The 16,861-nt window shown below is 70.2% G+C and carries 14 protein-coding genes; 8 read left to right on the top strand and 6 right to left on the bottom strand.

Annotation, left to right across the window (positions count from 1 at the left end; all coding sequences use genetic code 11):
• Positions 1–62 precede the first annotated feature (62 nt).
• Positions 63–1,568 (bottom strand): FAD-dependent oxidoreductase, encoded by a 1,506-nt coding sequence (locus AC0665_RS31515; protein ID WP_478706322.1) that lies wholly within the window; start codon positions 1,566–1,568, stop codon positions 63–65.
• Positions 1,569–1,723: 155 nt separating this feature from the next.
• On the opposite strand from AC0665_RS31515, the gene AC0665_RS31510 reads away from it, so the two are divergent.
• Positions 1,724–2,920 carry a cytochrome P450 gene (locus AC0665_RS31510; RefSeq protein ID WP_478608776.1) on the top strand — a complete coding sequence of 399 codons (1,197 nt, stop codon included), beginning with the start codon at positions 1,724–1,726 and terminating at the stop codon, positions 2,918–2,920.
• A 75-nt stretch (positions 2,921–2,995) separates the two neighbouring features.
• Here the strand turns inward: AC0665_RS31510 and AC0665_RS31505 are convergent, their stop codons facing one another.
• Together AC0665_RS31505 and AC0665_RS31500 are read right to left on the bottom strand one after the other, a co-directional pair.
• Positions 2,996–5,098: a serine hydrolase gene (locus tag AC0665_RS31505; protein ID WP_478706321.1), complete on the bottom strand. Its 2,103-nt coding sequence runs from the start codon at positions 5,096–5,098 to the stop codon at positions 2,996–2,998.
• Positions 5,099–5,310: 212 nt separating this feature from the next.
• Complete coding sequence (locus AC0665_RS31500; protein ID WP_478706320.1) at positions 5,311–7,122, bottom strand: S8 family serine peptidase; 1,812 nt, start codon at positions 7,120–7,122, stop codon at positions 5,311–5,313.
• Positions 7,123–7,520: 398 nt separating this feature from the next.
• Here AC0665_RS31500 and AC0665_RS31495 point away from each other — a divergent pair, with 398 nt between their 5' ends.
• The 3 genes from AC0665_RS31495 (at position 7,521) to AC0665_RS31485 (ending at position 9,722) form a co-directional block, all read left to right on the top strand.
• On the top strand, positions 7,521–7,955 hold the full coding sequence (locus AC0665_RS31495) for a hypothetical protein (protein WP_478706319.1): 435 nt from the start codon (positions 7,521–7,523) through the stop codon (positions 7,953–7,955).
• A gap of 64 nt (positions 7,956–8,019) precedes the next feature.
• Complete coding sequence (locus AC0665_RS31490; RefSeq protein WP_478706318.1) at positions 8,020–8,805, top strand: hypothetical protein; 786 nt, start codon at positions 8,020–8,022, stop codon at positions 8,803–8,805.
• Positions 8,706–9,722 (top strand): tetratricopeptide repeat protein, encoded by a 1,017-nt coding sequence (locus AC0665_RS31485; protein WP_478706317.1) that lies wholly within the window; start codon positions 8,706–8,708, stop codon positions 9,720–9,722. Before AC0665_RS31490 ends, AC0665_RS31485 begins: the two co-directional genes overlap by 100 nt.
• A 263-nt stretch (positions 9,723–9,985) precedes the next feature.
• On the opposite strand, the gene AC0665_RS31480 is transcribed toward AC0665_RS31485, so the two are convergent.
• Together AC0665_RS31480 and AC0665_RS31475 are read right to left on the bottom strand one after the other, a co-directional pair.
• On the bottom strand, positions 9,986–10,507 hold the full coding sequence (locus AC0665_RS31480; protein ID WP_478706316.1) for a GtrA family protein: 522 nt from the start codon (positions 10,505–10,507) through the stop codon (positions 9,986–9,988).
• A gap of 294 nt (positions 10,508–10,801) precedes the next feature.
• Entirely contained in the window at positions 10,802–10,972 is a 171-nt protein-coding gene (locus AC0665_RS31475) for a DUF5670 family protein (protein WP_102911389.1), read from the bottom strand.
• A 322-nt stretch (positions 10,973–11,294) separates the two neighbouring features.
• Between AC0665_RS31475 and AC0665_RS31470 the strand changes: the two genes are divergently transcribed.
• From AC0665_RS31470 to AC0665_RS31455, 4 genes are all read left to right on the top strand, one after another.
• Positions 11,295–11,735 carry a hypothetical protein gene (locus tag AC0665_RS31470; RefSeq protein WP_363119525.1) on the top strand — a complete coding sequence of 147 codons (441 nt, stop codon included), beginning with the start codon at positions 11,295–11,297 and terminating at the stop codon, positions 11,733–11,735.
• Positions 11,736–12,141: 406 nt separating this feature from the next.
• The gene (locus AC0665_RS31465) at positions 12,142–12,894 is read left to right on the top strand and encodes a DNA alkylation repair protein (protein ID WP_478608793.1); all 753 of its coding nucleotides are present in this window, start codon (positions 12,142–12,144) and stop codon (positions 12,892–12,894) included.
• A 291-nt stretch (positions 12,895–13,185) separates the two neighbouring features.
• Positions 13,186–13,578: a hypothetical protein gene (locus AC0665_RS31460; RefSeq protein ID WP_468412220.1), complete on the top strand. Its 393-nt coding sequence runs from the start codon at positions 13,186–13,188 to the stop codon at positions 13,576–13,578.
• Complete coding sequence (locus tag AC0665_RS31455; protein ID WP_478706315.1) at positions 13,575–15,416, top strand: caspase family protein; 1,842 nt, start codon at positions 13,575–13,577, stop codon at positions 15,414–15,416. Before AC0665_RS31460 ends, AC0665_RS31455 begins: the two co-directional genes overlap by 4 nt.
• 216 nt (positions 15,417–15,632) lie before the next feature.
• On the opposite strand, the gene AC0665_RS31450 is transcribed toward AC0665_RS31455, so the two are convergent.
• Positions 15,633–16,832, bottom strand: a complete 1,200-nt coding sequence (locus AC0665_RS31450) for a WD40/YVTN/BNR-like repeat-containing protein (protein WP_478706314.1) — start codon at positions 16,830–16,832, stop codon at positions 15,633–15,635.
• Positions 16,833–16,861: the final 29 nt, after the last annotated feature.

Here is a 16,861-nt window from a genome sequence, read left to right as displayed (position 1 = left end):
CGAAGGGGCATCATGCGCCCCGCGAAGGCCGCCCGCGCCCGATGTGGCCGTGTTGTGATCTTCTACGTGTCGGCGCTCCGCAGCCCCATGCGCGCCAGGTAGGGGCCGAGATCCCGGGGGTTGTCCGTGGCCAGGCCGATGTGCTGGTCGGGGCGGATCAGGAACAGCCCGGTGCCCAGTTCCTCGGCGAGCGGCCCGGCGGTCACCTGATGGGTGCGGACGCCCGGTGTGACGCGGGGCGGTGCGCAGTTCACCGCGAGCAGGGTGAAGTCCGGGCCTCTCAGCAGGTCGAAGAGATGGCTGCGCGGCCCGTCGGCGGTGACACACGCGAGGTCGGGCACGCGGTCACCGGCCCGGACACCGGCCGGCGAACGGTCCGCGCGGACGTCGGTCGAGAGCTCGCTGTCGCGGTAATGCACCGTCAGCAGGTGGCAGACCCGGCCCCGGTAGCGTGCCTGCTTGCCGTCCTCGGGCTTGCGGCCGGCCCGGTACAGCCGGGTGCTGAGGTCCAGGACACCCGACGCGGCGGGCCGGCGCTCGGCCTCGTAGCTGTCCAGCAGCGCGTCCGGGGCGCGGTGGCCGATGACCTGGCCGAGTTTCCAGCCGAGGTTGTAGGCGTCCTGCACGCCGATGTTCAGCCCCTGGCCGCCGCCGGGCGGGTGCACATGAGCGGCGTCCCCGACGAGCAGGACGCGTCTCTCGCGGAAGCGTTCGGCCATCGCCGTACGCGGCCGGTAGAACGAGCTCCACCGCACCTGCCTGACGGCGTCCGAGGGCAGGTGGGTCCGGTCGGCGAGCAGGCCGCGCACGGTCTCGGGCGTCGCCGTGAACTCATCGCCCGTGATCTTGGCGTTCAGCTGGAAGTCGGCGGTGCCGGGCAGGGGACACAGCAGCAGTTCACCCGGCGGGTCGTCGGGCCAGATGTGCCAGTGATCGCGGTCCAGGCCTTCGACGCGTACGTCCGCCACCACCGCCGAGCGCAGGCCGCGGTCCTCACCCTTCATGGCGATGCCCAAAGTCTCACGTACCGTGCTGTGGCTGCCGTCCGCGCCCACCAGGTAAGGCACCGTCATCACCTGACGGCCGCCGTCGGACCGCGCCACCTCGGCCGTCACGCACGCGTCCGTCTGCGACAGGGCCACCAGCCGCGCACCGCACTCCAGCGTTCCGCCCAGTTCCAGCAGCCGATCGCGCAGGATCTGCTGCGTGCGCCACTGGGGGATCAGCCACTGCTGCGGCTGCTGCGACACCGGCGCCTCGGGGTCCGGCTCGATCAGCCACCACTCGCCCTGGCGCTCACCGTCGCGCCAGGTCTGCATCGGCGGGAAGGGAGAGCCGAAGGCCTTCAGCGCCTCGGTGACGCCCAGGTCGTCGAACGTCTCCAGCGTGCGCGCCTGAAGGCTCTTTCCGCGTGAACCGGCGGGGAGTTCCTCGGCCGCCTCGATGACATGGACCCGCACGCCCCGCCTGGCCAGGTCGCAGGCCAGGGTGAGGCCGGTGGGGCCGCCGCCGACGACCAGCACGTCCACGGTCGGCCGCTGGGGGGTTCGAAGGGTGGGATCGGACACGTCTTCCCGCTTTCTGCCGTCTGCCCCTGCACTGGATGCACGGAGCGGCGCTCTGCCGCACTATGCGAAATGTCCCCCACGGGCCGGGCGGCCGAGGCCCGCGCCCACCGGTTCCGCCCACATGGCCGCATCGCCGTACGAGCTCGGGAGTACACATGGCCCATGCCACCGCCTGCCCCTTCGACTTCAGCGAGCACCTCGCCTTCGACCCGTCCCTCGCACAGCTCATGGCCGACGGCCCGGTCAGCCGCATCCGACTGCCCTACGGCGAAGCCGAGGCGTGGCTGGTCACCACCTTCGACGGCGTACGCCAGGTGACGACCGACCCGAGATTCAGCAGGGCCGCCATCGTCGGCCGTGACTACCCCCGGATGACTCCCGAGCCGATCATCTCCCCGGAGTCGCTCAACGTCATGGACCCGCCGCGCGGCACCCGGCTGCGTCATGCCGCCGCCCGGGCCTTCACCCAGAGCAGCGTCAAGCGCATGACACCGGCCATCGAGGAGGTGGCCCACCGGCTGGTGGACGAGATGACCGAGCACGGGCCGCCCGCCGACCTGGCCCGGGGCCTGTCCGTACCGCTGCCCAACCACACCATCTGCGCCCTGATGGACGTACCCGCGGCGGACCGGCCCCTCATGCTGCGCCTCACCCAGCAGATGCTCGCCACGGCCCCCGACGCCCGGCAGGCGGCGGCCGAAGCAAAGCGGCACCTGCGCGCGTACTTCACCACCCTGGTCGCCGAACGCCGCAAAGACGGGGGCAGCGACCTCATCAACACCATGGCGGCCTGCGACCAGGGGGAGGACCCCCTGACCGACGACGAACTGGCCGTCCTGGCACTGACACTCATCCTCAGCGGCAACGACACGGCCACCTGCGAGATCAGCAACATCGCCTACACCCTGCTCACCCGCCCCGACCTCCTCGCCCTGCTGCGCCGCAGTCCCGAACGACTGCCCCGGCTCCTGGACGAACTCCTGCGGCACATCCCCTTCCGCAAGGGCGTCGGCATTCCGCGCGTCGCCCTGGAGGACGTGAAACTGGAAGGAGTACTGATCCGCGCCGGGGACTACGTCCACGTCTCCTACCTCGCGGCCAACCGTGACCCGGCGGTGTTCGAGGACCCTGACACCCTCGACGCCGACCGTCCGTCCCGTCCCCACATGACGTTCGGCTGGGGCGGCCATCACTGCGTCGCCAGCACGCTCGCCATCGCCGAACTCAAGACCGCGATCGAGGTCCTGTTCACCCGCCTTCCCGACCTGCGCCTGGCGGTACCCGCGCAGGACGTGCGCTGGGACACCGAGACCATCCGCCGCTTCCCGCTGGAACTGCCCGTGACGTGGTGAAGGCACGAAGGGGGGGCCAGGAGGCGGGGAACACCAGCGGACATGACGCCGCCGGGCGGCGGTACGAGACTCCGGTCAGTCCAGTCGGGTGAGCCGGTCGGCGAACGTGGGCTCCGCGAGCCGGCTGCGGAGGCTCACCGGGACCGACGGGGCCTGCGGCCCGCTGCCCACCGTCAGTGTGCCGACCACGGTCCCGGCCGCGGCGGAACGGGGAAGCACCTCGCTGTCGTGCCTCAGGACGGCGTCCAGCTTCTGACCGGGTACACCGACCACGTGCAGGTCTTCGTTGGCCACGACGGGCGTGCGGCGGCCGAACCCGTCGTACACGTGCCCGACGACCTGTCCCTCGGACACGACTTTCCGCACCTGAAGCCCCGCGCGGACGGCCGCGACGACCTTCTCGCTGTTGGACTTCACCAACGCGAGGCTCTTGGTGGCGTTGGGGTCGGGCCCGTCGACCCGCTGGCCCATCATCGAACCGAGGATGAGCGGCGTACGCGAGCCGACCGTCTTGTACGCGGCCCACACCAGCGTGCCACCCGCCGGCGTGCTGGAACCGGTCTTGATGCCCTTGATGCTCAACCCGGCGAGCAGCAGGCTGTCGTTGTTGTTGTACAGCGGCTCGGCCAGCCCCTCGATGGAGGCGTTCGGCATGGCGACGATCGCCCGGAACACGTCGAACTTCATGACCGCCTCCGCCAGCTTCAGCTGGTCCACGGCCGTGCTCACCGTCCTGGAGTCCAGCCCGCTGGGGTCGGTGTAGGTGGTGTCGTGCATCCCGAGGTCCCGGGCCGCGGCGTTCATCTTCGCCACGAAGGGCGCCGTGGAGCTGCCCCCGCCGTCCCACCGGGCCAGCAGCCGGGCCGCGTTGTTGCCCGACGGGATCATCAGCATCTTCAGCATGTCCTGCTGACTGAACGAGGCCCCTGCCGTCAGGCCCTCGATCCGCGATTCGTGCTTGGCCTTCCCCTCTTCCACGGCCTTGGCGTCCACCGTGATCCGCGGTCCCTCCTCGCCCTTCTTCAGAGGGTGCTCCTTGAGGATGACGTACGCCGTCATGATCTTCGCGACACTGGCCGTCGGCGCCGGCTTCTGCCGGCCGAACACGGCGACCTGGCCGCTACCGGGGATGCGCACCGCTCCCTGTCCGTGGTCCGGCCAGGGAATCTCGAAGCGGCCCGGCAGCGCGTACGAGGTCTTGGTGCCGTCCAACGTCTGTTCCGGCAGTGGCCGCAGTGCCTGTACGCCGGTGAACACCACGGCCAGCAACAGGAACACCGGGGTCCAGAGCTTGAGGCGCCGTGCCAGGGTCCGGGCCGGGGTCTCGGTCGGCGGGGGAGTGTTGGTGAGCCGCGCGAGCAGATCGAGCGGGGGCAGCGGAGTTTCCCGCGTGTGCTCCGGGGCGGGGGTGTCTTCCGGGGCGGGGGCGGGAGGGGGCCCCGACAGGCGCAGGGGGACGGTCTTCTGCGGGTCGGATATGGGGTGTGGGGCGGGTTGGGGGTGGTCTTGCTGAGGCTCGGGGTCCGGCTTGGGTTCGGGGTCGGGATCCGGCTCGGGCTCGGGATCCGGCTCGGGCTCCGGGTCGGGCTCGGGCTCCGGGTCGGGCTCGGGCTCCGGGTCGGGCTCGGGTTCGGGCTCCAGTTCTGGTCCCGGCTTCGGTTCCGGCGTGGGATCTGGTTCCTGCTCCTGCTTCGGGTCCGGCGTGTGTTCCTGCTCCTTCTCCTGCTCCCGCTCCGCTTCCGGCTTCGACGAGGGAGCCACCTCGTCCTCGTCCGATGCATCGGCGGAACTCCCGTCGACGTCCGGCACGGCCGTGACCTCGGGCTCGGCAGCAGGTACCGCTTCCGCTTCCGGGTCCTGCTCTGGCCCTGACTCGGGCTCCGGCTCCGGTTCCGGTTCCGGAGTCGCGTCTGCTCGGGGAGCGGGGACGGACTCCGTTTCACGCGCTGGTTCCTGCTGCGGTTCCGTGTCCGGTCCGGCCTCGGCGGATCCCGGCTCGGCGCCGGTGTCAGGCTCGTCCGCGGGCGCGACACCCGCCTGTTCACCGGCGCCGGCGCCGGTACCGGTGTCTTCGCCGATGGCTTCGGAAGCCTCCGCCCGCGCCTCTTGCCCGTCGTCCCGGGCCTGCTCGCGCTCCGGCTCTTGGGCGGACGTCTCGTCGACCGGTACCGCGTTCATCGTTCGGCCCTCTTACCTGCGTTGTGACGATGTCGCGTACACAGATGATCGAGGTGGCGGGAAAGTTGCCCACCAGTGATTCTGTTGCCGTTCAGTCACATTCCCCCGACCCGGACCCCCACCGCGACCGGGGGCGACGGCCCCGCTCCTCGCGGCGCAGCGGCGTCACCGCCGCGCCGCGAGGAGCACATGCCCTTGGAGGAACCCGCGCGCTAGAAGGTGAGGTTCCAGGCGTCGATACGCCCTGTGTCCTGGGTCGCGATGTCCCGGACACGCAGCTTCCACGTACCGGACGCGGTCTCAGAAGAGGCGTCGACCGTGTAGGTCTTCACCACGTCGTCCGCGCTGTCGCTGTCGGCGAAGTCTTCCAAGGGGTAGACCGAGCCGTCAGGGGCGACGAGGGACAGCACCAGGTCCCCGCGGTAGGTGTGCTTGACGTCCACCCCCGCCTTCAGCGCGGCCGGGGCGTTGCCCGCCACACCCGTGACCGTGATCGGCGACTCCACGGTGGCGTTGTCGGCGACGGCGACGTCGGCGGCGTTCTCGAAGTAGCGGCCCGACGGCGGGGTGGTGCCGCTGACGGCCTTCAACGCGTCGACCTGGCCCTCTCCGAAGAAGGCGTTCTTCGCCGTGGTGCCGGTGCAGCGGCTGTCGGACGGGCACGCCGTGTCCGTGGCCTGGGTTCCCAGCCGGGCGCGGAGGTCGGCGGGGGTGGCGGACGGATCCGCGCTCTTCAGCAGTGCGGCGACACCGGCCACGTGCGGCGAGGCCATCGAAGTGCCGTTCATGTTGCCGTACTTGCCGCCGGGAAGGGTGGAGTAGACGCCGTAGGACCCGTCGCCGCCCGGCGCCGCGACGTCGATGACGTCCCGGCCGAAGTTGGAGTAGGACGCCTTGATGTTCCCGTTGCCCATCGCCGCGACGGTCACGACGCCCGGCAGTTCCGTCGGGATGTCGACACAGGCGTTGGTGATGGTGCGGTTGACGGGGGTGGAGTCGTTCGGGCTGGAGTCGTCGGTGCGCTTGTTCGCCAGGTCGTAGTTGGAGTTGCCCGCCGCCGCGACCTGGAGCGAACCCTTGCCCTCCGCGTACTCCTGCGCCCGGCGCACCCCTTCGATGATCGCTGCCTGATCGGGGTCGTCGGGGCAGTTGAACATCCACGGGTCCGTGTAATAGCTGTTGTTGGTGACGTCGAAACCGTGGTCACCGGCCCACATGAAGCCGCAGATGGTGTTCTCGGCGAAGAACATGCTGGTACTCGGCTCCGCGATGCGCACGGAGGCGATCTTCACGCCCGGGGCGACGCCGACCACTCCCTTGCCGTTCTTCGCGGCGGCGACGGTGCCCGCCACGTGCGTACCGTGGGTGCCGACGTCCCGCCAGGCACCGGCTCGGGTGTCGGCCTTGCCGTAGGCGCAGGAGACGGAGTCCGCCGCGTCGAAGTTGGGCGCGATTTCCTGGTGCCGGTCGTCCACTCCGGTGTCGAGGACACCCACCGTGACGGACGGCGAGCCGGTGTTGACGGCCCAGGCCTTGTCGGCGTTGATCCTCGTCATGTCCCACCGTGCGGTCTCGGTGAGCGTGGTCGACGACTGGGCGGGAGCCCCCGGCACAGTGGGGGAGTAGGCGTCCGCGGGGACGTCCGACGTGCGGGTCGCGCCCACCTTCTGCACCCCCGTGACCGAGCGCATCGCGGCGGCGAAACCGGCCGAGGAGGAGTGCGCGACCACGACGCCGATCGAGTCGTAGGAGGCGAAGACCGAACCGCCGTTCGCCGCGACGGCGTTGCGGGCGGACGACGTGTCGCCCGGAGCGGTGATGACGAGGTAGGAGCGGGTTCCGGCGGCCCATCCGGCAGCGGTCTGGGCGGCCGTGGCGGCACGGGCGGAGGCCGGACCCGGCGGAAGGCCGGTGCCCGCGCAGGCCGCGCCGGCGGGCGTGGCGAGTGCGAGGGCCGCTCCGGCGGCGGCCACGGACAGCAGCGACCGTCTGAGACGGCGCCGGGATATACGGGGGGTGGTCACGGCATCCTCCGAGGGCCCGGGGCAAGGGATGGCGCCGGCCGGGCCGTGGGTCGATTGGGTCGACGCAAGATTTCAGAAGAGGGCATGACAAGGGAAGAGGCTGTGGCGCATTGATCACCGGGGTGGACAAGTGGTTGACCCCGCTCCGGATCGCTCCTGACCGTTCCGGGGTTCCCGAACGGGTCTGTGTACATGGGGAGTCGGGACTTGTGGGTGTCACCGGCGATCGGTCTGGGGCATCCTGTGAGGGGCAATCAGGTGCCCGAAGGCAGGCGGACGGAACGGTCTTGGGGGAGAGGCTCCGGTCGCCCGGTCGGAGGTTCGGTCGGCACGAGGCCGCCGTGGCCGCGCGGGCTCGGACCGTCGAAGTGGCGGGCGGTGCCCCGGGGGTGGGTCTCTTGAGCGGTGGAACGCGGTGGCTGGTGGCGGGTTCGGTGACGATGGCGGCCTTCGGTGTGCCGACCCTCTTCTGCGGGCTCTGGGCGCTGCCGGCCCTGGTGCATGACGCGGGCGCGCGGTGGGGCGTCGCCTCGGCGCTGGGCGCGGCGCTGGCCGCCGTAGCGGTGCTGTGGGGGCAGGGCTACGCCTCGCGTCCGGCGGGAGGGGGCGCTGCCGGCGGCGGACAGGTGCGGGGCGTTCACGCGGCCGGGGAGAGGGCCGTCGCGGTGGGAGGGCCGGTGAAGGGCGACATCTCCACGGGTGACAGTGGCGTACGGCGGACGGGCCCGGCAGCACGGGGGCGGACCTCCGGCGCCGCCGCGGCGCCTTCACCGGGCCCCCTCGCCCCGTCGGCGTCACCGGGGTCGGTGACCGCCTCGGGGAGCGATCGGTGAGTCTGGGCGACGCGGTGGAGGGCGACATCGCCACGGGTGATCGCCTGTCCGACGGAGACCGGCCGTGAAGAGGTCGCGCGGGGCCCCGGACGAGCCGGACGGGCGTGCTCCGGCCTCCGTCGTCACCGCCGGCGCACGATCGATCGCCATCGACACGCGGGGCGCCCCCCTCCTCGGTGTGGTGAACACCGGCGACCACACCACGATCGTGCACATTCCACCGCAAGAGCTGCGCCCGCCCGCGGCCGTGGACGCTCCACCCGGACTGGAGAACCTGCCCGGCCTGCACGCTTCGTTCGTCGGACGGGCCCGTGAACTGGCTCTGCTGGATGCCGCACTGAGCGATTCCGGCGCGGCGGTGGTGCAGGCTCTGCACGGTCTGGGCGGAGTCGGCAAGAGCACCCTGGCGACTCACTGGGCCGCCACCCGCAAGGACGCGGTCCATCCGATCCGGTGGATCACCGCCGACTCCCCGGGCACCTTGTCCGCCGGGCTTGCGGCGCTGGCCGCAGCACTTCAGCCCGCGCTCGACCGGCTGCCCGAGGAGCGTCTGAAAGAGCGGGCCCTGCAGTGGCTGGCCACCCACGAGGGATGGCTGCTCATCCTGGACAACGTCACCGACCCTGACGACGTGCGGCCGCTGCTGCCCCTCGCCGACAAGGGCCGGATCCTGATCACCCCGACACACTCGCGACCCGCGGCAACCTCGCCGGCACCTGGGCCTCGACGGATCCCGGCCGGTGCGTCGAGTTGTACGAGCGCCTCCTCGCGGACCAGGAGCGGGTGCTGGGCCCGGACCATCCGGCCACCCTCACCACGCTCAGCGGCCTGGCCCGGGCCTGGATGCTGAAGAGGGACCTGCGACGCGCCATCGACCTGTACGAGCGCAGCCTGCGAGCACGACAGAGGACCCTCGGCGCCGAGCACCCCGACACGCTCCTGTCGCGCAGCAGCCTCGGCCTGGCGCTCTCCGCGGCCGGTGACCTCTCCCGAGCGCTCCCGCTGCTGGAGCAGGTTCTGCACGAATGTCTGGCCCGTCTGGGAGCCGATCATCCGGACACTCTCAACGCCCGCGGCAAGCTGGCCGAAGCCCACACCAGGGCGGGCGACATGGCACAGGCGATCCGGTCGCACCGCCGGTGTTTGGCCGAGACCGAACGCGTGCTGGGTGCGGACCATCCGGACACGGCGACAACACGCCACAACCTCGGCGTCGCCTACTCCCTGGCGGGCAACGCGGCCCGGGCCGCCGCACTCTTCCAGCAGACGCTGACCGACCGCACACGGATCTGGGGTGCCGATCACCCCGGAACGAGGAGTGTCCGCGTCACCCTCGCCCGGACCTATGCGGACGCACGCGACCACAGCCGGGCCGTCCCGCTGTTCGGGGAGGCACTGACGGCAGCCGAGCGGGCGCTGGGGAAGGACCACCCGGACACTCTCGGCAGGCTCCGCGACCTCGCTGCCGTTCACCTGCGGGCGGGCGACGCGGTGCGAGCCATCCCCCTGTACGAACGTGCGCTGAACGATTCCGTCCGTCTTCTCGGCGACGATCACCTCAGCACGCTCCGGATCCGCAGCAATCTCGCCACAGCACACCAGGCGGAGGGGAACCGGCGCAAAGCCCTCGACGGGCACCGGCGCGCGGCTGCCGCATGCCGACGCGTGCTCGGCCCCGACCACCCCGACACCCTGGGCGCCCTCAACAATCTCGCCGACGCCCATGCCGAAACCGGCGATCTGGGCACAGCCGTCGAATCTGCCTAGGTCTGGCTTGGAGGTCTTGACGCTCGCCTTCGGCGTGACCAGGTGCTCTTGGCTCGCCAGGAGACGAAGACGAGGATCGCGAGAATGCTCAGCAGCGTGCTGAAGTTCAGGATGTAGAGGTAGAAGAGGTGCACGCGTTGCCCTTGTGTGACCCTCCATGAGAGCAGGCCGGACAAAAGCAGCACAACGAGGCCACCACCCAGCATGGCGAACATGAGCACCCTTGAGGCGACGTGACTCTGCTGAACCGGATCCCGAGATCGTCAGGCCGTGCGGCAGAGCGCCGCTGTCCCGACCGAGGCGGAGCCACGAGCCAAAGGCGAGCAGGGAAGGGCAGCGGGGGCGGTGCCCTCGCTCCGTGCATGGTGCCGCGCGAAGACGACAAGGCGCAGGACCGCGAACCGCGCGAGCCCCGCCAGTGCCGAGGCGCACAGGTAGACGATCAGTTCCAGCGTCGCACCGGGCTGCGCCACCAGGTGGTGCAGGAGGCCCAACGCCCCACAGGTACCCGCGTACGCGATCGCCGCGGACCCAGCCGACTGTATGTGCTGACGCCAGCTCGCATGCCGGCCCGCTCCGAAAGTGAAGCGGGCGTGCAACTCGGTGGCGAGGAGCGTGGACACGGTGGTGATCAGGGCGTTGGCCACCGTCCAAGGCATCCAGGAGGCGAGGGCCACGACGGCGAAGCCGGAGGCGAACCCCACGCCACCTCCGCAGAGTACGAAACGGGCGAAGGCGGTGAGGGCGCCGGGTGCCGCCTGCCGCTGTCTCGGCGCTGTCTCCATGATTCCCCCTCGGCCCCGCGCTCCGCTAACCCCCACCTGTGTTTCCGCAGGTGGAAACGCTACGTCGCTTGAGTGGGTCCGGGCAATGGAATTATTGCGGAGAATCTTTATATGTGCAGGTCAGAGCTTCCAAATCGTTGCAACGGCCTGCCGTAACGCAATGACCCGGAGATACCCTGTTGCAATGGAAGGGAGTGAAAGCTATGGCGTGGCTGTGATGCAGTGTTCTGACGCCGAACATGCTGTTGGCCCCGGGTGTCCCCGGGGCCAACCAGCAGGCTGCTGTCTCGTGGGCTACCAGCGATACCAGCGGCCCTTGCGGCCACCTGTGTCCGCACTGCGCATCACGAAGCCCAGCAGCCAGACGACCAGCACGATGACGGCGATCCACCACAGCGCCTTCAGGGCGAACCCCGCGCCGAAGAGGACCAGGGCCAGAAGCAGAACGAGAAGCAGGGGAACCATAGTTATCGACCTCCTTCGCTCCTCGTGCCCGGCAACCTGAAGAACATACGGACGATCTACCTGGTTTCTTTACCAATCCTGCGGGAATCGGGCTCAGTTTCCCCAGTCGCCTCAACTTCAGCGGACCGGCCGCGACCGTGCCACCCGGAGGCACCTGCCCTCTGTCCCTCCCCACGCCACGATGGTCTGTTGTGACACTGGTGACAAGACAGTGACGCAACAGCCCACAACCGTCCGTGTGCCTCCCGGGTCTCACCTTGCGTGGGCGGCGACGACCAGCCGTCCTCAGCGCATCGACCACGATCACCACTGGGGGAACACCATGAAGTCGACCCGTCGCAAGGCAGCCACCGCCACCGCTCTGGCCGTCCTTGCCCTGGGCGGCACGCTCGCCGCGACCACACCGGCGTCCGCGGCCACGCCCACCCGCTACAACGGCGCCTGCGGCACCGGCTACGAGGTCATCAGGGCCACACCGGTCCACTCGTCGCAGTCCACGATCCCGGCCACCACGTTCGTCACCTTCAACCGCAGTGCCGCAAAGGTCTGCGCGGTCACCGTGCGCACCGACCCGGGTGCCCGCGTCTTCATGGAGGTCACGCTGGACACCTGGCCCTACAGCAGCGGCGAGGCCAAGGACTCCGGCTCCTACACCGGCTACGCGGGCCCGGTCTACAAGGACGCCCCCGACGACGGTCAGTGCCTGACGTGGAGCGGCTCCTTCGACATCTACTACAACTCGGACAACGGCCTCTGCACCTGACGGAGCACTGCCCGGTGACCGGCCCTCGGGCCGGCCGCCGCGCATCGGCCGGGGCCGGTCACCGCTTCTTGCGGCGGTGCACTCCGAATGCCAACGCCCCGAAGGCGACAACGACGATGAGCATTTGCACCCACATGGGCACGAAGTCGGGTGCTCGCCCTCCCGCCGCCGTCACCCTCAACTCTCCGTCGGTCATGTCATCTCCCCGTCGGTAGGCGCCAGATGATGGACGCGTAACAGGGCCCGGATACCCTGAGGTCACTCGGGCATGGCCATGCGCCCGCAGCTCCGGGCCGTCAAGGCCGCACCCTGCGAGAGCAGGCCAGGCTCCTTCGAGGCAAGCCCCGGCTGGAACGCGCACCGAACCGCTGCCGATCCAGCCCCTGGAACTGACGATCGGCACCACGTGACCAACGTTCCCTCCGCCGCCGACGAATTGGCCAAGACGCTCGCGGCCCGGGCCGACCCTGACATGGCGGTACGCGTGCAGCGGTACTTCCCGCACGAGATCCGGGCCCTCGGCGTCAGTAACGCCGCCGTGGTCCAGATCGCCACCGGCTACTTCCGCGAGCGGCCCGAGATCCCGGCGGCGACGCGGCTGCTCCTGGCGGAGGAGGTACTGGCGCGCGCCGAGTACCACGAGGAGGTGCTGCTGGGTTTCGCGGTCCTGCACAGGGTCGCCAGGACCGGGCTCGGCGGCGCACTGCTCGACCGTTGCGAGTACTGGCTCGAGACGTACGTGTCCAACTGGGCGCAGTGCGACGACCTGTGCCTGAAGCTGCTGTACCCCTTCTTCCTCGGGCACCTCGACCTGATCCCGCGCACTCGTGACTGGGTCGGTTCGGTCTCTCCCTGGGCCCGGCGCGCTGCGAATGTGGCCGTCGTGAAATTCGTGCGGCGCAAGGTGGGCCGCACGGTCTTCGAGCTGCCGACGTCGCACGTCTTCGACAACTGTGTCCGGCTGATGCACGACGACGACACCTACGTGCGGAAGGGCTCGGGCTGGCTGCTCAAGGCCACCGCCGAGGTCCACCCCGACGAGGTGGCCGAGTTCCTGCGCACCTGGCACAAGGAGATGCCCCGCGAGACGTTCCGGTACGCCGTGGAGAAGATGGACCCGCGGCTGCGCCGGGCATTGATGGACTTGGGCCGGAGGTGACGTTCATGTCATCGGCGAAGCGGGCGAGGGATCATGCAGCGCTGATGCACCGCTTCCTGGACCTGTCGAGCTGACCCAAACACCCTGCTCGACCCGTTCCCCCTCCTCGTGCCGTCGGCGAACCATTCTCCGTTGAACAGGCAACGTCACCGTTGAACCGGCAAATGGATGCTACCCGGGGCGACTTGCCGCCCGGTTCTCAGCAGCGGAAACTGGAATCGATGACGTAGAGCCCACCGACCGGCCGACTCTGCGCCGCCCCGACGAGCACGAGCAAGAGGGGCTGAACCGGTGGAGAACGAACTGCACATCCTCCTCACCGAGGAAGACGCCGAAGCCGAACGTGTCGCCGAGCTGACCGGCTACCTGCGCGAGGAACTGCTCGATCTCGACGTCGACGATGTCACAGCGCTGCCCGGCGGGGAGGTCCCGCCCGGGGCACGGGCCGTGGACGTCACGCAGATCGGTGCCCTGCTGGTGACCCTGGGCAGTTCCGCAACCGCCCTGAACCAGGTGATGACCGTCATCCGGTCCTGGGTCGGCCGCCGCCACGACGCCCACCCGTCCCTGCACCTGCAGATGGGCGACGACGTCCTGGAAGTGTCCCAGGCGACCGACGAGCAGGTCGCGGAAGCGTTCAAGGTCTTCGTCCAGCGCCATTCTCCCGCTGGAGCCGAGCCATGACGGACTCCAGACACGCGCTGATCATCGCCAACGACACCTACGCCGACCAGGGACTCAGGAAGCTCAAGGCGCCGGCCCAGGACGCCGAGGCGCTCGAAAGGGTGCTGCACGATCCGCAGATCGGCGACTTCGACGTGGAGGTCGTGCACAACGCCACGGCCGACCTCATGCGCAGACGGATCGAGGGCTTCTTTCACGACCGCCGCCGCTCCGACACACTCCTGCTGCACTTCTCCTGCCACGGCCTCAAGAGCGAATCGGGCGAGCTGTACTTCGCCGCGAGTGACACCGAGCCGCCGCTGCTGGCCGCCACGGCCGTCGCCTCCCAGTTCGTCCGCGGTTGCATGTCCGGCACCCGGGCCGGCCGCACCGTGCTGTTCCTCGACTGCTGTTACGGCGGCGCCTTTTCCCGGGGCTCGGCTTCCGTGCGGGCCTCCGGAGAGGTCAACGTCCTCGACTCGTTCGCGAAGGACGAGCCGGCCAGCGGGCGGGGCTGGGCCGTCATCACCGCGTCCGACTCCATGGAGTACTCCTTCGAGGGCGACGAACTCGCCGAGCACACCGCTCCACGGCCCTCGCTGTTCACCCACGCGGTGGTCGAGGGCCTCGAGACCGGTGAGGCCGACCTCGACGCGGACGGCCATGTGTCCCTCGACGACCTGTACGAGTACGTCTTCCGACATGTGCGGGAACGCAACCCCCACCAGACACCCAAAAAGGCGGCGGAGCTGCAAGGCGAGCTGCACCTGGCTCACAGCAGGCGGGGCCGTATCAAGATCGCGGCCCGTCCCTCGCCGCCCTCCCTGCGGAGCGCCCTGAGCAGCGACCAGGTCCTGACACGGCAGGGCGCCGTCATGGAGTTGCACAAACGACTGCTGCACGCGGAGCTGCCCTTAGCGGAAGGGGCGCGGCAGGACCTGGAGGAGGTCGCGCGCAACGACATCCAGCAGATCGCCGAGCTGGCGGCCGACGCCCTGGGTGAGATCCGCCTGGCGCCGTCCCCGGACCACCTGAACTTCGGCCCGGTCCCCAGGGGTTCACCCCCACAGAAGCAGGCAGTGACCCTGCACGGCCCACCGCTGGCCCGGCACTGCGTGGCCCAGCCCAAGCAGTCGTGGCTGCGGGTCGACCCCACCCCGTCCGGTCTGGAAGTCCATGTCGACACGGCCGTCGAGGGACACCTGTCCGGCGACATCGTGCTGAAGGGAGTGGCCGACGAGTCGGTGATCCACGTCGAGGCGGAAGTGCGACCGGCGCGAGAGCCCCCGCACCCCGAGCCCCGCCCCGCGGACCCGTCGCACGGCCCCTCCGAGCCCACGCATCGACCGGGCGCGGAGCCGGAGACGGTGGTCGTCAAGCCCTCCGGTGTCCCGCCGCCACCCCCGACACCGCCGCCCGCCCCGCCGCCCCGTGCACACGGCGCGAGCACGAATGCGGACACCGGCCGGCCGACCGCCTCACGGCACGCTCAGGCATTCGCTGGTGCCGCCCTCACCCTGGCGGTCGGGGCGGTCGTCTCGCTCATCCTCAGCATCCAGATGGGGGTGGGTGCCGTCCTGGACCGCGTCGACGCGGGACTGAGCGGCCGGCTCGAGGACAACGTCCGCGAGCGCGGAGCCCTCACACCGCTGATCGTGTGCCTGATCACCGGCGGGGTGGCACTGGTGGCCGGCGCCTTCGCCCGGCATGAAGCGCGAGCACGGCGGGAGCACTACACGAGGCGGGCGGCGAACAGTACGCGCGCCCTGACCTCGATCGCGAAGACCCTGGCGATCCCGGCGCTGATCATCGCCGTTCTCATCGGCATCGCCTATCTGGTGGGCAGCCGGCACTGGTGACCGACCGGGCGGCCCGGACCTTTCTTCTCCCAGGGCGGGCCCGAGCCCGGGAAGGATCCCGGCCCACCAGGCTCGCCCTCGATCGAACAGGTGCCGCGACACCGCGACGCCCGCGACGCGCCACGATGTCCGCCGGTCAGCGGCCGGCGAGCAGCTCCAGCGTGTCGATCACGCGGTTCGAGAAGCCCCACTCGTTGTCGTACCAGGCGACCACCTTCACAGCCAGGGGGCGTCCGAGATGTCGATGTCGTAGCGGAGCGTGCGCTGTCCGTCCGCGTCCAGGTCCCAGATTCGGCTCCAGGTGGCGCCGCCGTCGGTGGACCGGAAGAGGAGGCAGTCGGGCCACCACTTGACCTGGGTGGACACCATCAGGGTGTCCGGGTTCTGCCGGTCGATGGTCAGACCGCTGTAACCGTAGGCGTTCTCGTCGCTGGTGGAGGGGACCGGGCTGATACGGGTCCAGGTGTCGGTGGCGGTGTCCAGCTTCCACACGTCGCCCTTGGAGCCGTCGTACGGTCCTGCGGTGTCGCTGGTGGCGAGGTACAGGTAGCCGCCTTCGTGGTCGAACGCGGCGTGGTGCGGGATGAAGCCGGTGGGCTGCCCGGGGACGCGTTCCCAGGACCTTCCCGCGTCGGTCGACCGGTACAGGATGTTGTCCTTGTCGGCGACGGTGACGTAGAGGGTCCGGGTGGCTCTGCCCGGTCTGCCGGTGCGCTTGTCGAAGACGACTTGCAGCACGCCGAGGTTGTCGCCGTTGTAGCCGTCGGGGTCGCTGGGGTCGGGGACGAAGTTGCCGGCGTTGGGGAAGCTCGTCACCTTCGCGAAGGTCTTGCCGTGGTCGGTGCTGCGCCACAGCCCGTGGCCGCCGCGCACTCCCAGGTAGAGGATCTTGTTGCGGTTGGGGTCGACCACGAGGCGTTCGCCGATGCCGCGGCCGGGCATGTTGCCGCCCAGACGGAACGGCAGCGGAGTGGTCTTCCAGGTGCGGCCGCGGTCGGCCGAGCGCAGGATCGCCGCCATGTCCGGGTCCCAGTCGGGCAGGGTGTAGGTACCCGCCGCCAGATAGACCCGGTCGGGGTCGGCCTCGTCGGTGGCGATGCTGATGATGCCGGTGTGTCCGTACCTGTCCCAGCCGATCCAGTCGGTGAGGGGGATCCACCGTCTCGACTTCGTGTCCAGGCGGTAGGCGCCGCCGATGTCGGTGCGGGCGTACACCAGTCCGGGCTCGCGCTGGTTGAAGACGATGCCGGTGACGAAGCCGCCGCCGACTATCTCCGCGTTGCGGAAGCGGTACGGCGCTTTGGCCCTTCCGGTGCCGGCGGCGGACGCCGCGTAAGGGGCGAGCGCCGGGAGCGCCGCGGCCGCCGCGCCGGCGGCCAGCAGTCCGCGCCGCGAGAGGTGCGGGGTGGGAGGCATGGACGGTCCTGCCTTTCTGGTGGGTGTCT

The organism is Streptomyces sp. NPDC043685 (assembly GCF_056436585.1).
The sequence above is the reverse complement of the archived record's forward strand: the minus strand, read 5'-3'. Positions and strand labels throughout refer to the sequence as shown.